General features: G+C 70.4%; 13 protein-coding genes. 7 read left to right on the forward strand and 6 right to left on the reverse strand.

Going from position 1 to position 12831, the window contains the following annotated elements:
* Positions 1 to 13: 13 nt before the first annotated feature.
* Both AB0M36_RS33495 and AB0M36_RS33500 read left to right on the forward strand, forming a co-directional pair.
* Positions 14 to 1639 (forward strand): AMP-binding protein, encoded by a 1626-nt coding sequence (locus tag AB0M36_RS33495; RefSeq protein ID WP_364166025.1) that lies wholly within the window; start codon positions 14 to 16, stop codon positions 1637 to 1639.
* Positions 1618 to 2079, forward strand: a complete 462-nt coding sequence (locus AB0M36_RS33500) for a nuclear transport factor 2 family protein (RefSeq protein ID WP_364166028.1) — start codon at positions 1618 to 1620, stop codon at positions 2077 to 2079. The genes AB0M36_RS33495 and AB0M36_RS33500 overlap by 22 nt, the downstream gene beginning before the upstream one ends.
* 62 nt (positions 2080 to 2141) lie before the next feature.
* Here the strand turns inward: AB0M36_RS33500 and aroF are convergent, their stop codons facing one another.
* From aroF to AB0M36_RS33520, 4 genes are read right to left on the reverse strand one after another with little or no spacing between them, the layout of a single operon-like run.
* Positions 2142 to 3179, reverse strand: a complete 1038-nt coding sequence (gene aroF, locus AB0M36_RS33505; RefSeq protein ID WP_364166031.1) for a 3-deoxy-7-phosphoheptulonate synthase — start codon at positions 3177 to 3179, stop codon at positions 2142 to 2144.
* A 10-nt stretch (positions 3180 to 3189) separates the two neighbouring features.
* Positions 3190 to 4401 carry an acyl-CoA dehydrogenase family protein gene (locus AB0M36_RS33510; RefSeq protein ID WP_364166034.1) on the reverse strand — a complete coding sequence of 404 codons (1212 nt, stop codon included), beginning with the start codon at positions 4399 to 4401 and terminating at the stop codon, positions 3190 to 3192.
* A gap of 17 nt (positions 4402 to 4418) precedes the next feature.
* Complete coding sequence (locus tag AB0M36_RS33515) at positions 4419 to 5900, reverse strand: FAD-binding oxidoreductase (RefSeq protein WP_364166037.1); 1482 nt, start codon at positions 5898 to 5900, stop codon at positions 4419 to 4421.
* A gap of 32 nt (positions 5901 to 5932) precedes the next feature.
* Positions 5933 to 6454, reverse strand: a complete 522-nt coding sequence (locus tag AB0M36_RS33520; protein WP_364166040.1) for a flavin reductase family protein — start codon at positions 6452 to 6454, stop codon at positions 5933 to 5935.
* Positions 6455 to 6721: 267 nt separating this feature from the next.
* On the opposite strand from AB0M36_RS33520, the gene AB0M36_RS33525 reads away from it, so the two are divergent.
* Positions 6722 to 7198, forward strand: a complete 477-nt coding sequence (locus AB0M36_RS33525; protein WP_364166043.1) for a pyridoxamine 5'-phosphate oxidase — start codon at positions 6722 to 6724, stop codon at positions 7196 to 7198.
* 54 nt (positions 7199 to 7252) lie between these two features.
* Here AB0M36_RS33525 and AB0M36_RS33530 read toward each other — a convergent pair whose 3' ends face one another.
* Positions 7253 to 8260: a helix-turn-helix domain-containing protein gene (locus tag AB0M36_RS33530; protein WP_364166046.1), complete on the reverse strand. Its 1008-nt coding sequence runs from the start codon at positions 8258 to 8260 to the stop codon at positions 7253 to 7255.
* Between the two features lie 456 nt (positions 8261 to 8716).
* Here AB0M36_RS33530 and AB0M36_RS33535 point away from each other — a divergent pair, with 456 nt between their 5' ends.
* The 4 genes from AB0M36_RS33535 to AB0M36_RS33550 are packed head-to-tail and all read left to right on the forward strand — an operon-like array spanning position 8717 to position 12380.
* On the forward strand, positions 8717 to 10249 hold the full coding sequence (locus AB0M36_RS33535) for an FAD/NAD(P)-binding protein (RefSeq protein WP_364166049.1): 1533 nt from the start codon (positions 8717 to 8719) through the stop codon (positions 10247 to 10249).
* A 35-nt stretch (positions 10250 to 10284) separates the two neighbouring features.
* Complete coding sequence (locus AB0M36_RS33540) at positions 10285 to 11100, forward strand: class II aldolase/adducin family protein (RefSeq protein WP_364166051.1); 816 nt, start codon at positions 10285 to 10287, stop codon at positions 11098 to 11100.
* Positions 11101 to 11109: 9 nt separating this feature from the next.
* A complete protein-coding gene (gene aroH / locus AB0M36_RS33545) occupies positions 11110 to 11487 on the forward strand; it encodes a chorismate mutase (protein WP_364166054.1) in 378 nt (125 codons plus the stop codon).
* On the forward strand, positions 11484 to 12380 hold the full coding sequence (locus AB0M36_RS33550) for a prephenate dehydrogenase (RefSeq protein ID WP_364166056.1): 897 nt from the start codon (positions 11484 to 11486) through the stop codon (positions 12378 to 12380). The genes aroH and AB0M36_RS33550 overlap by 4 nt, the downstream gene beginning before the upstream one ends.
* Here AB0M36_RS33550 and AB0M36_RS33555 read toward each other — a convergent pair whose 3' ends face one another.
* Positions 12381 to 12755, reverse strand: a complete 375-nt coding sequence (locus AB0M36_RS33555) for an ArsC/Spx/MgsR family protein (protein ID WP_364166059.1) — start codon at positions 12753 to 12755, stop codon at positions 12381 to 12383.
* Positions 12756 to 12831 lie beyond the last annotated feature (76 nt).

Here is a 12831-nt window from a genome sequence, read left to right on the forward strand (position 1 = left end):
ATAGGGAGAGTCCATGAAGCCGCAGCTTGCGATGATCGAGGGCCCACCGGCCCCGACCGGGATCCCGATGAACCTCGTCGAGGTCCTGACCCGGGCCGCGGAGATCCCCGGGCCGTCGGTGCGTTTCGTCCGCGCCGACGGCACCGAATCCGCCCTCTCCTACGCCGACCTGCTCGACCGGGCGGCCCGGGTGCTCCACGGGCTCCGCGCCGCCGGTGCCCGGCCCGGTGATCGTCTGTTGGTGGCCAGCGACAGCGGTCGGGACCTGATCGTGGGGACCTGGGCCGGAATCCTCGGCACCATGCCGGTGATCCCCACCGACCTTTCGACCCGGCCCGACCTGCGTACGCTGCTGCGAGTCGCGGCACCGCGCTGGGTGCTGACCGGCCATCACGGCGACCACGTGGCGTTCGAGCCGGAGAACACCGTCGGCCGCCCGGTCGGCACGGTCACCGACCTGGAACGCGGCCCCGCCGACACGCAGTGGCACAACGCACGCCCCGACGATCCCGCCCTGATCGCCATGACGGCCGGCACTACCGGAAGCCCGAAGGCGGTGCTGCTGACGCACGGCGCGCTCACGGCGCGCTCGGCCGCCACGATCGCCGACAACCGCCTCGGCGCGGGTACCACCACAGTGAACTGGATGCCGGTGGACCACGTCGGCGGACTGGTCATGTTCCACCTGAGGGACATGCAGGCCGGCGGGGTCCAGGTGCACGTCGACCGGGCGGTGGTACTCGGTGACCCGCTGCGCCTGCTGGACCTCGTCGATCGGCACCGGGCGGCGATCACCTGGGCCACCACGTCGGCGCTGGACCTGATCGCCGGGCACGCCGAGGCCGCCTCCCGCTCCTGGGATCTGAGTTGCCTCACCTATGTGATGAACGGCGGAGAACCCGTCCGGGCCCGGACCGTTCGCCGGTTCACCGAGGCACTGGCCCGGTTCGGCATGCCGCCCACCGCGGTCCGCCCCGGCTGGGGCATGTCCGAGACGGCGGGCGGCGTGGTCGACCTCCGCGTCGACGCCCGTACGCTGCCGGCCGAGTCGCGCTGGACCCCGGTGGGTCGGCCGCACTCCGGCGTCGGTGTGCGAGTGGTCGACGACAACGGCGCGGTGGTCGCGGAGGGCGTCGTCGGGCGGCTTCAGGTGCGTACGCCCACAGGGCCCCCGAAGTATGCCGACGGCAACCACCCGCTCACCCCCGACGGGTGGATCGACACCGGTGACCTCGCCTTCGTCGAGGACGGGTCACTCACCGTCACCGGCAGCACGGCGGACGCGATCGTGGTCGACGGCGTTCTGCACCACGCCCACGAGCTCGAGTCGACCGTGAGCCGCCTGCCCTTCGTCGACGCCACGCAGACCGCGGCGGCCCTGCTCATCGGGGCGGACGGTGGGAGTGAGCTGGTCGTCGCGTACCGGCCCGCGGCCGCGGTCCCGGACGCCGAGCAGCGCATCCGTGCCGCCGTCGAGGCCGCCCACGGTCTCACGGTGCACCGCGTCGTGCCCGTTCCCGCGGGCCGCCTGCCCCGAACCCGTACCGGAAAGCCGCAACGCGCGCGACTCGCCGCGCTGCTGGCGGACTGGCCCGCAGCCACATCGGAAGGATCCGTATGGACCTCGTCGCCGAACTGATCGCCCGCCAGGAGATCGTCGACGCCCTGCACCGCTTCGCCCTCGGCCGCGACATCCGTGACCGGGAGATGCTCATGTCCGCGTTCACGCCCACCGCGGAGTTCGATTTCCGTCCCGCCGCCGAGCGGTGTGGCTTGACCGGGATGCCGCTGATGACGGGGCCCGAGATGATCGCCGACATCGTCCTCGACCCACGGGTCGCGCTCGACACCACCCATTCGGTGAGCAACTGCCTTGTCACCCTGGGAGGCGACGGAGCGTCGCTGACCGCGCTCGTGGAAGCGCAGCACCTGCCAACCGGGAACCACTCCCGCCATGCCCTGCTGAAGAACCTCTACACGGTGGAACTGCTGCCGCAGGGCCGGCGTTGGCTGATGCACCGGGTCCGGATCGAGAACATCTGGTTCACCGGCGATCCCCGGGTCATCGTCGGAGGCTGAGCCGTACCCAAAAAGTGGTGCCCGGCGTCTCTGGGAGACGCCGGGCACTTCGCTCTGCGCACTCAGCCGATCAGGGCGGGTGCGCCGTTCACCGGCCGGCCGGTCGCCGACGCCATCACGGTGACGGCCTCGGCCAGCCGCGACAGGTCCTCGCCGATCAGCGCCTGGGGGCCGTCACAGAGGGCGGTCTCGGGATGCGGATGCACGTCGACGATGACGCCGTCCGCACCGGCCGCGACGGCCGCCCGGGTCAGGGGAACCACCAGGTCGCGGCGCCCGCCGGAGTGTGACGGATCCACGATCACCGGGAGGTGAGAGAGGCGTTGCACCACCGGCACGGCGGACACGTCGAGCGTGTTGCGGGTCGCGGTCTCGAAGGTGCGGATGCCACGCTCGCACAGCACGATCTCGAGGTTCCCCCGCTGCGCGATGTACTCGGCCGCCATCAGCCATTCCTCGATGGTGGAGCTCATGCCCCGCTTGAGCATGACCGGAAGCCCGGCGTCCCCGACCGCCTGCAACAGCGGGAAGTTCTGCACGTTGCGGGTTCCGATCTGGAGCATGTCGGCGTAGGACGCCACGGTGGGTACGTCCGCGGCCTCCACCACCTCGGTGACGATCGGCAGGCCGGTCTTCTCCCGTACGTCGGCGAGAATGCGAAGCCCTTCCACGCCCAGACCCTGGAAGGCGTACGGCGAAGTCCGCGGCTTGTACGCACCACCGCGCAATAGCGTTGCGCCGGCCTGCTGAGCCATCAACGCGGCTTCCAGCGTCTGGGTGGGTGTCTCGACCGCACAGGGGCCGGCGATCAGCGTCACCGAATCCGGGCCGATCGAGACGCCGCCGACCCGTACGGTGGACCGCTCCGGGTGGTGTTCCCGGCTGACCAGCTTGTAGGGCGCCGAGATCCGCATGACCTCGGCGACGCCCGGCAGCGACGCCAGGCTCAGCGAGTCGAACAGGTCCACGTCGCCGACCAGGCCGATGATCGTACGGTTGAGGCCCCGGCTGACGAAGGCCCGCCCGCCGGTGGAGGTGACCAGGTCGACCACTGCGGTGACCTGCTGGGTGTTGGCGTCGGCCGCCATCACGATGACCATATGGAGCTCCTTACGGGATGATGCCGATGCTGAAGGGGTTGTGCGGTGTGCCGCCGAGGAGGTGGGCACCGGCCGATTGGATGACCTGTTCCTGCGCGATGACGTGCTGGCACATGGTGTTGACGTCGCGGAGCCACCGGTCCAGCGGCGACGGCTTGTAGATCGAGGCGGTGGCGCAGAGGTCGAAGAGCGAGGACACCACCCGGCGCGCGACGCGGAACGAGTTGGTGCGTGCCAGCACCGTCTCCACCCGCTGGTCGGCGCTGAGCTCGCGGCCGGCTTCGATGGCCTCCCACTGGCGGCGCAGGCTGCCGTACACCGCGTCCCGGGCCGCGGCCAGCTCCATCTCCGCCTCGGCGATCGTGATCTGCACCCGGTAGTTGTCCGCCCACGGCTCCCCGGTCGGGCGGTACACCCGCTGCGCGGCCAGATCGCGGACCCAGTCCAGCGCGGCACGGGCGACGCCCAGCGGCACTCCGGGCATGTTGCGCAGGATGCTGTCCACGGCGAAGTTGGCGCCGTTGCGGTGCGGTTCCCGAAGGCTGAACGACTGCCCCTCCGGCACGAACAGGTCCTGGACCTGATAGTCGCGGCTGCCGCTGCCGGCCAGACCGGTGGTGTGCCAGGTGTCGAGGATGTCGAAGTCGCTCCGTGGCGCGAGCATGATCCGCCAGTGCATCGGGCCACCGTGCGGGCTGGGCTCGGGCTTGCCGTCGACGTGGACCGCGCATCCCGCCACCACCCAGTCGGCATGGGTGATGCCGCTGCCGAACTGCCAGCGGCCGCTGACCCGATAACCTCCGGGCACTCGGTCAGCGCGGCCCACCGGCAGGATCAGACCCGCGGTGATCATGTCGGGATGGGTGAAGAGGGACCTGGCGACCGCCTCGGGAAGGAACCCCGCGTACAACGGGGTGTCCATGCCGATCATGGCGCACCACCCGGCGGACGTATCGCCGTAGGCCAGCGCCTCGATGATCTCGGTCTGTTCGATCGAGTTCAGCTCGGGACCGCCCTGTGCGCGGGGAACAGCCATCCGGAAGACGCCGGTGCTCCGGAGCAGTTCCACCACATCGTCGGGCAGGCGCCGAGCCTGCTCGATGTCGGTCGAGCGGGCGCGGAGCTGTGTCGCCGCCGCGCGGGCCCGCGCCAGGATCCCGGCCGCGGTGTTCGCCACGGCGGTGGGCGGGTCCGTCGGGATCAACGTTTCGGTCAGGGACATGCGAACTCCTCGTCGGCTCAGTGGTAACGGCCGGGCGCGATGACGCCGGCGGGGTCGATGGTGTTCTTCAATCGGCGTACGAAACGGCGTGCGGCCGGATCGTCGCCGCAACGGTCGATCCACTCGTGGTGATCGACATCCAGCCGGTACGGGAGGAAACCCGCCCCGGTGAAGGACTCGTACAGAAGCTCGAGCGCGCGGTGAGCGCGGGTGAAGTCGTCGGGTGACCGGGGGAACCGCAGAGCCACCACGAAATCGACGTGGTCCGGCCCCAGCAGGTGGGCCGTTCCGCCACAGGGCAGGCCGGTCGTCGCGGTGACCTCACTCAGCAGCCGGTCGGCGTGAGCCAGCGCGGTCGCGGTGAACGGCACCATCGGAAGGAAGAACAGGAAGCCGACCTGTTCGTCGATCCGTTCGGCGGCCACGCCCATCTTGGTCCGGAACACGGTGTCCGTGACGTCGGGGTCGCCCAGGTAGGCGCGCTCCACCAGGCTCGTCACCGCGTGGTGCGGCCCGTCCGGGTCGTCATCGGTGGCGACCTCGACGAACACGCCGCTGTCCCGCGCCTCGGCGATGATCACCGAGGTCAGGGCCGACACCTTCGCCGCGGCCCCGTCCACCGGCAGGTGCGCCATGGCCAGCCCGTCGTCGACGCCGTAGCCGCGGGCCGCCACCGGGTTGAACACCTTCGGCACCCCGCTGGTGAGACCCTGGGTGACCCACCGACGGAACAGTTCCGCGGCACGCGGCAGCGACTCCGGCCGGAACGTGGCCCGAACCACCCGGAGCTGCTCCGGACGTGGCAGCAACCGAATCACCGCGCCGGTGACCACCCCGAGGTTCGACTGGACGAACAACTGCAACAGCGAGGGCCCGCGCCCGTACGGATAAACGGCGGTCGGTCGATCCCGGTCCGGCCACCAGCCGACCCGCAACAGCTCGCCGTCGGGCAGGACGACTTCCAGGCCGACCAGGTCGTCGACCCGCTGGTGCCGCAGGCCGACACCGCGTTCCAGAGCGTTGCCCAGCACGCTGGAATGCGCGGTCGAGACGGTCACGTTCACCATCCGGTCCGTGCCGCTCAGAATCTCGGCGAGCCGCCCTTGGGTGACACCGGGCTCGATCACCGCCCACCCGGCCGGCACGTCGATGTCCCGGACCCGGTCCAATCCGGATAAATCCAGTGCGACGACGTCGTCCTGGGCCGGTTCCCGCGAGCCCAGCCCCCAGTTGCGGCCGGTGCTGAAGGCGTGCACCGCGACACCATCCGGGTGCTCCGCACACTCGCGCAGGACCCCGCGAACCTGATCGGCGGTCCTTGGCCGGACCCGGAGACCCACCCGGCGCGAGCGGTAGCCCCCGCTGTTGGGTCCCAGCAGTCCCGGGTCTGCGCCGTCGCCGCCCTCGACGCGGTCCGTGCCCACGATGTCGGCCAGTCGGTGCCGCAGGGTGCTCACCCCCGGCCCCGTCCTGCCGGATGTCAGATCCGAGGTCGTCATTGTCGTCGCTCCTCTTCTTGTGCCACGGGTAATCAGCAGATCGCTTCCGGGAGCAGGGGCACGGCCCGCTGCGCGAGCGCGTGGTAGCTGCCGTGCAGAAAAATCAGCGGCGGCCTGCGTTCCTGGACGCCCGCTGCCACCACCTCGCCGACGACCAGCGTGTGGTCACCGAAGGCCACCTGTTGGTGGTAGACGCATTCCAGCCAGCCAGGCGAGTCGATGACCAGGGCTCCGGTCGCCGCGCCCGGCGTCGCCGACAGGGAGCTCAGGGCCGCGGCCCGCTGGTCCCGGCGGGCGGCGAAGGCGCCGGCCAGATCGGCCGCGCCCACGTCGAGGATCGAGACCGCGAAGACGCGGGACTCGAGCACGTCGGCGAGAAAGGGGGACGCGTGCCGCAGGCCGATGGCGACCAGCGGCGGCTCCAGGGAGACGGAGCTCAGGGAGTTGACGGTCACCGCGTCGTGCCGGCGCCCCTCCGGGCGGTCGACGTAGGTCGTTACCACCGTCACCCCGGTGGCGAAGGTGCGCATCGTGGCGCGGAGATCGACATTCATCGGGACTCCCTGTCCACGCCCGTTCGAGCGGAAGCTTCCGCGACAGGCATCGGGTGATTGTGAGTGCGTCCGCCGGCGCGGCGGGGCCGCGGTCTCGGTGGCATACCTAGTGTCTGGCCCGGGCGGAGCCCCGGGTTTGCCACGGGCGCACATCCACTGCGAACTTCGCGCACGGCAACGACTTCGGGTACGGGCCGAGCGACGGACATGGCAGCCTTGCCGTGTTGGCGGAAACAGTGTCCATAGAAGACGAGGACGGCGCACACGATGATGTCGATCGACGACGGCCTGCGGCGGGTACGCGAGATCGCGGCGCAAGAGGACTGGCTGGCGATTCTGGTGACCACCGGGCCATCCGGCGAACCGACGGTCTCACTGGTGAACGTCGGTGTGGTGAGGCACCCGGTGACCGGCGAGACCACGCTGGCGTTGGTCTCCCGGGGAAATACCGCGAAGCTGCGGAACCTGCGGTTCGAGCCGAGCGCGACGCTGGTGTTCCGGTCCGGCTGGGACTGGATAGCCGCGCGCGGGTCGACCGAGATCGCCGGGCCGGACGATCCCCTGCCCGGTCTGCCGGCCGAGCGGTTGCCCGGGCTGCTGCGCGACATCTACGCGGCGGCCGGAGGGAAGCATTCCGACCTGGACGAGTACGACCGCGAGATGGTCGCCGACCGGCGGGCCGCGGTGTTCGTCCGGCCGAAGCGGTTCAGCACCAACCCGGCGCCGCACGACCGCGAGGACTGACGCGACGGGCCGGGCCGGACGGGCACCAGGGGTGTTGTCCGGCCCGGCTCTCGCTCACGCCGCGATGGCAAGCTCCCGCGGCCGTCCCAGCTGGGACCGGCGGAACTCGCTCGGCGTCTGCCCGTACTTGAGCCGGAAGAGCCGGCTGACCTGCGACGCGTCGACGAGACCCCAGCGTTCGCCCAGGGCGGCCACGGAGAGGTGTTGCAGCTGAGGGTCGCTCAGGCTGGTGCGCAGTCGCGCCAGCCGCTCGTCCCGGATCCACCGGGCCGGACTGGTCTCCTGCTCAGCGAAGAGCATCTGCAGGTAGCGCAGCGAGATGTGGTAGTGGTGAGCCAGTTCCGTGGGGGTGAGGGCGGGGTCGTGGAGGCGGCGCTCCGCATATCGCCGGATGCGCAACAGCATCAGTTGGCGGCTCGCCACGGGATTTGTGGCGGCAGTGCTGAGCCGCTCCGCGAACAGGGCCGAGACCACGCCGTTGAGGGCCGACTCCAGAGGCTCGGTCAGCGAGACGTTGAGATTGGACAGAAGTCGACCGACGGACTGAAGGGTGCCGTGCACCAGGGCGCCCATTCCCTCGGAGCCGTGCCAGACCGTGCCGGTGACCAGGCGGGTGGTGCGCTCGTCGACCCCGACGATCTCATGCCGGGTCCGTACGCTGATCAGCTCGAAGGGTTGGTCCATCTCCAGCGAATAGGGCCGGCTGCTGTCGAATGTGGCGACGTCGCCCGGCCGGATCGCCAGTTCGACATCGTCCTGGCGCACCACGCACCGACCGCTCACGAGGGTGGCGACATAAAGGTGGCCGTCCTCCGATCTCGCGAAGCTGGGACGACGTATCACGGTATGTGGATCCGCCTTGATGACCGCGAGGCGCATGCCGCCGAGCGTCGTACTGGTAATGGAACCTGCTACGAATCCCGGCCCCGGCACGACCTGCAGTGCTCCGCAGGCTTGCCGGACGTACTCCCTCCACATCTCCGCGGTGTCTGTCTTCTTCCCGACCCCGGTACTCACTACTTCCACCAGTGACTCGCGGAACGATGCGGTTTTGGCAGACATTGATCCCCCTGCAATGAAGCCAAGTGTCCAAACAGAACGACACTGGTCATCGTAACAGTCGGCACCCCCTCGACATGACCGTATAAAATAGACAAACGGCTATTTTGTGGGGTACTTTGAATGCACCTCACACCACTCGTTTTAGAAATCAACTTCTGTTTTTCGCATTCCACGGCTCGATAATTTGCACTGCCAATGCAAGAAGCGGCAGCTTCGTGCCAACCCTTATGCAGGCTTGTGAATTGGGACACTCCGTGTCACGCCGACGGGTGTGAGCCACGCCTCACTGATCCCGGCCACAGCGTGCGTTTTTCGGCAAGCATGCGCGCGCGCACACGCAAAGCCCGGCGCAGCACCGCCGTTAGTCTTCTCCTGGGGCCGCACGCTCGGCGGAGCGGATTGCTCACCGCGGGACAGTCCTACGTCAATGCCGGCGCATATTCGGGGGAATTTGGCATGAGCAATACTTCAACGCTGGACATTGGCCTGGTCGGCGCCGGGGCGGCGGCCGTGTGCCTAATAGACGCATTGTCGCGACGAAACCTGCCGGCAGGATCGCTAACCATTTTTGAGCCCTCCGGTCAGGTATGGCGCGGGCGTCCGTATCAGAGCGACCTCGAGGTGGTCCGGGTCAATGCCGTGCCGCAGGACATGTCGATCCGCGGCGGCGACGACCAGCATTTCGCGGAGTGGTTGACCGCGCGCGGACTGATGGTGGGCGGCCCCGCCGTGCTGCCGGACCCGCGGTCGGGCGCGTTTTTCGTGCCGCGTGCGCTCTACGGGGACTACCTGGAACAGTCGGCGCGGGCCGCCCTGACCCGGCTCGCGGCCGACGGCTGGACCGTCCGGCTGATCCGTGACCGGGTGGTCGGCGCCGAGGCGGGTGCGGAAGTCGTCCTGCGAACCGGTGCGAACAAGCGTTATCCGGTCCGCACGTTGATCCTGGGCACGGGGGCGGGTAGCCCCGCCGACCTGTACGGGCTGTCCGGCGCCGAGGGATTCGTCGCCGAGCCGTACCCGGTCGCGCGCACGCTCTCGACGATCGACCCGTCGGCCACGGTGGCGGTCATCGGCAGCGGCCTGACCGCCGTCGACGTCGCCTTGTCGCTGGCGCACCGCGGGCACCGCGGCCCGATCCGCTTCCACTCGCGCAACGGGGCGCTGCCCGGTGTTCGCCAGCGCCCGATCCACCACCAGCTGCGGGAGTTCACCCCGGCTCGGTTCCGGGAAGCGGCGGCAAGTGGCGAACGGTTCCGCCTGCGCGACGTGTTGGCCCTGCTGGAGCGGGAGCTCGTCCTGGCGGGGGAAAGCCTGGACCGGGTCGTCGCCGAAATGCGATCCGTGGGGACCGAGGACCCGGTGGCGCGCCTGCGGCGCAACCTCGACGAGGTCGACGAGCCGAGCAGGGCGCTGAGAATCGTGCAGCAGGCCGTGCCGGAAGCCGGACCGGACGTCTTCCCGCTGCTGCCCGAGGCCGAACGCGAGGCGGTGCTGGCCGAGCACCACCGTGCCTTGATGAGCCTGTGCTGCCCGATGCCGCCGCTCTCCGGGGCGGCCCTCCTCGCGCTGCTGGACTCGGGAAGGCTCGAGCTGGTTCCCGGACTCGGTGACATCCGGGCCGCCGGACGCGGCTTCGTCCTCACCAGCGGCGACCGCACCGACCGGGCCGACGTCGTGATCAACGCGGTCAACGCCAGGTTCGGCCGGATCAACGGCGCGGCGGGCCCCCTGATCGACTCGCTGACGCGGGCCGGCCTGGTCGAGCCGCATGAGCGCGCCGGCATCCACGTCGAGCGGGCCACCAGCCGGGCGGTCACGGCGGCGCGCCCGCAACCACAGGTGTACGCGCTCGGCGACCTCGCCGCGGGCAGCCTCTTCTTCACCTTCGGCGTCCAGTCGCTCGCCGACCGAGCCGTCGACATCGCCGACACCCTGACCAACGAGACGCTGGCCCCCGCCACCGACCGCGGCGTGCTGCTGTCCGCGTGACGGCCCGAGTTTCGTACCCGACAAAAGGAGTTCCGTTGACCCTCACCACAGGCGACACCACGCAACGGGGATATCTCGCTGACACCCACACCGGCCTGCCCATGCCGCAGCCGCCCACCTTCGACGACCCCGCCGAAGAACGCACGTACCGCAAGCGCCGGCTCGCCGCCGCCGTACGGCTGTTCGGCAAGTACGGCTTCGGTGAGGGCATCGCCGGCCACATCTCGGTGCGGGACCCCGAGCACCGCACATTGTTCTGGGCGAACCCGTTCGGCGTCTCCTTCAAGCACGTCACGGTGGGCGACCTGATCTGCGTCGACGAGGCCGGCACGGTGGTCGAGGGCCGGCACCCCGTCAACCCGAGTGCCTTCGTCATCCATGCCGCCATCCACGGCATGCGGGCCGACGCGGAGGCCGCGGCTCACGCGCACACGGCGCATTCCCGGGCACTGGGCGCGCTCGGTCGCGTGCTGGAACCGCTCGACCAGGAGTCCGCCGCGTTCTACCAGGACCAGGTGCTCTACAGCGATTACCAGGGCCCGTCCATCGCGGAGGAACAGGGCCGGGACATCGCGGAGAAGCTCGGCACGGCCCGAGCCATCCTGCTGCGCCACCACGGGCTGATCACCGTCGGCAACACCCTGGAAGCCGCGGTGCACTGGTTCTTCACCTACGACAGCTGCGCCCAGGTGCAATTGCTCGCCGCGGCGGCGGGACAGACGCAGCCGATGACGCACGAGCAGGCGATCGCCGCACAGGACGGCTTCGGCGACGCCCAGCTGGCCTGGTTCAGCTTCCAGCTGCTCTACGACGAGATCGTCCGCGAACAGCCCGACCTGCTCGACGAATGAGGGATGGACATGATGCTCCGGGCCATCCGCGGCGCCATCCAGGTCGACCATGACCAGCCTGAGTTGGTCCACGAGGCCGCCAGGCAGCTGGTCGGCGCCGTGCTGGAATGGAACCGTCTGACACCCTCTCACCTGATCAGCCTGCTGTTCACTGTGACCCCGGATCTTCGGAGCGCCTTTCCGGCCGCCGCGATCCGGACCATGGGGCTGACGAACGTACCGATGATCTGCGCGACCGAGATCGCGGTGCCCGAGGCCCTCCCCCGGGTGATCCGGGTGATGGCCCACGTCGAGACGACCCGGGACCGTTCGGAGATCCGCCATCCCTACCTGAGGGGCGCCGCGCTCCTCCGCCCGGATCTGGCGCTCTCCGCGGAGCCGGGATGAGCGACCCGCGTCCCGCCCGCCCGGCCTCCCTCGCCGTGGTGGGCGCCGGGCTCATCGGCGCCTCCATCGCTCTGGCGGCCCGGGCCGCCGGCCTGACGGTGACGTTGGCGGACCGCGATCCGGCCGCCGTGGCCGAGGCCGTCGCCCGGGGTGCGGGTCGTCCGGCTCGGCCGGACGACCCGCCGGCCGACCTCGCGGTCCTCGCCGTCCCGCCGGACGCGGTTCCCGGCACCCTGCTCGGGGCCCAGCAACGCCGCCTCGCCCGGGCCTACACCGACGTGGCGAGCGTGAAGGCTCCGGTCGTGGCGGAGATCCGGGCGGCGGGCGGCGACCTCGCGCTCTTCGTTCCGGGCCACCCGATGTCCGGCCGGGAGAGCTCCGGGGCCGCCACGGCCGACCCGGACCTGTTCGCCGGCCGCGCCTGGGCGCTGTGCCCCGGGCCGGAGACGGATCCGGCGGCAGCCCAGGCGGTGCTGGGCCTTGTGGCGCTGTGCCGCGCGGTGCCGGTGCTGCTCGATGTCGCCGAGCACGATCGCGCGGTCGCGGTGGTGTCACACGTGCCGCACCTGGTCTCCAGCGCGATGGCAGCCGCCCTCGGCCGTGCGGCGGAGGACGACCTGCGACTGGCCGGGCCGGGAGTATCGGACGTGACCCGGGTGGCGGCGGGGCACCCCGAACTGTGGACCCAGATTCTGCGACACAACGCCCCGCAGATCGCCACGGTGCTAGACCGGATCGCCGAGGACCTGCGTCGCACCGCTACGGCGCTGGCCGCCGATCCACCGGATCTGGCGACGGTGACGGAGCTGCTCACCCAGGGCCGGACCGGCCGATCGAAGCTCGAGCGGGCGGTGGCTCACCGAGCGGACCGCCCACTTCGGCGGACCGGGTAACTACTCGGCGGGCGGTGCGGTCGGCAGGATCGCGCGGATGGCTTCGGGTGTGCGGGCGACGGCCGCGCCGCCGTCGTCGGTGGTGATGATCGGACGCTGGATGAGCGCGGGATGGCGCAGGAGCGCGTCGATCCAGCGGGGCCGGCTCTCGTCGTCGGTCGGCCACGAGTCCATACCCAGGGCCACGGCGGCCGGCTCCGCCAGCCGTGCGATATGCCAGGGCTGCAATCCCAACCGCGCCAGGACGCCTTCCAGTTCGGCCTCGCTGGGGGGTTCCTCGAGGTAGCGACGCACCGTGTACGGGGCGCCCGCGGCGTCCAGCATCTCCGTCGCGGCATGGCATTTCGAACATTCGGGATTGATCCAGATTTCCACGGGCGGTGCTCTCCTGTCGCAACGGTCGGTCCGCTCGTCCACCGCGACGGGCGACAGCCGACGCCGCGGTGGACGC

It is taken from the genome of Actinoplanes sp. NPDC051346 (assembly GCF_040682215.1).
Lineage (GTDB): Bacteria > Actinomycetota > Actinomycetes > Mycobacteriales > Micromonosporaceae > Actinoplanes.

Coding starts and splice junctions, on each gene's coding strand:
- aroH (WP_364166054.1), top strand. CDS start 11,110: ATGATGCTCCGGGCCATCCGCGGCGCCATCCAGGTCGACCATGACCAG.
- AB0M36_RS33520 (WP_364166040.1), bottom strand. CDS start 6,454: ATGAATGTCGATCTCCGCGCCACGATGCGCACCTTCGCCACCGGGGTG.
- AB0M36_RS33515 (WP_364166037.1), bottom strand. CDS start 5,900: ATGACGACCTCGGATCTGACATCCGGCAGGACGGGGCCGGGGGTGAGC.
- AB0M36_RS33510 (WP_364166034.1), bottom strand. CDS start 4,401: ATGTCCCTGACCGAAACGTTGATCCCGACGGACCCGCCCACCGCCGTG.
- AB0M36_RS33500 (WP_364166028.1), top strand. CDS start 1,618: ATGGACCTCGTCGCCGAACTGATCGCCCGCCAGGAGATCGTCGACGCC.
- AB0M36_RS33530 (WP_364166046.1), bottom strand. CDS start 8,260: ATGTCTGCCAAAACCGCATCGTTCCGCGAGTCACTGGTGGAAGTAGTG.
- AB0M36_RS33525 (WP_364166043.1), top strand. CDS start 6,722: ATGATGTCGATCGACGACGGCCTGCGGCGGGTACGCGAGATCGCGGCG.
- AB0M36_RS33550 (WP_364166056.1), top strand. CDS start 11,484: ATGAGCGACCCGCGTCCCGCCCGCCCGGCCTCCCTCGCCGTGGTGGGC.
- aroF (WP_364166031.1), bottom strand. CDS start 3,179: ATGGTCATCGTGATGGCGGCCGACGCCAACACCCAGCAGGTCACCGCA.
- AB0M36_RS33495 (WP_364166025.1), top strand. CDS start 14: ATGAAGCCGCAGCTTGCGATGATCGAGGGCCCACCGGCCCCGACCGGG.
- AB0M36_RS33535 (WP_364166049.1), top strand. CDS start 8,717: ATGAGCAATACTTCAACGCTGGACATTGGCCTGGTCGGCGCCGGGGCG.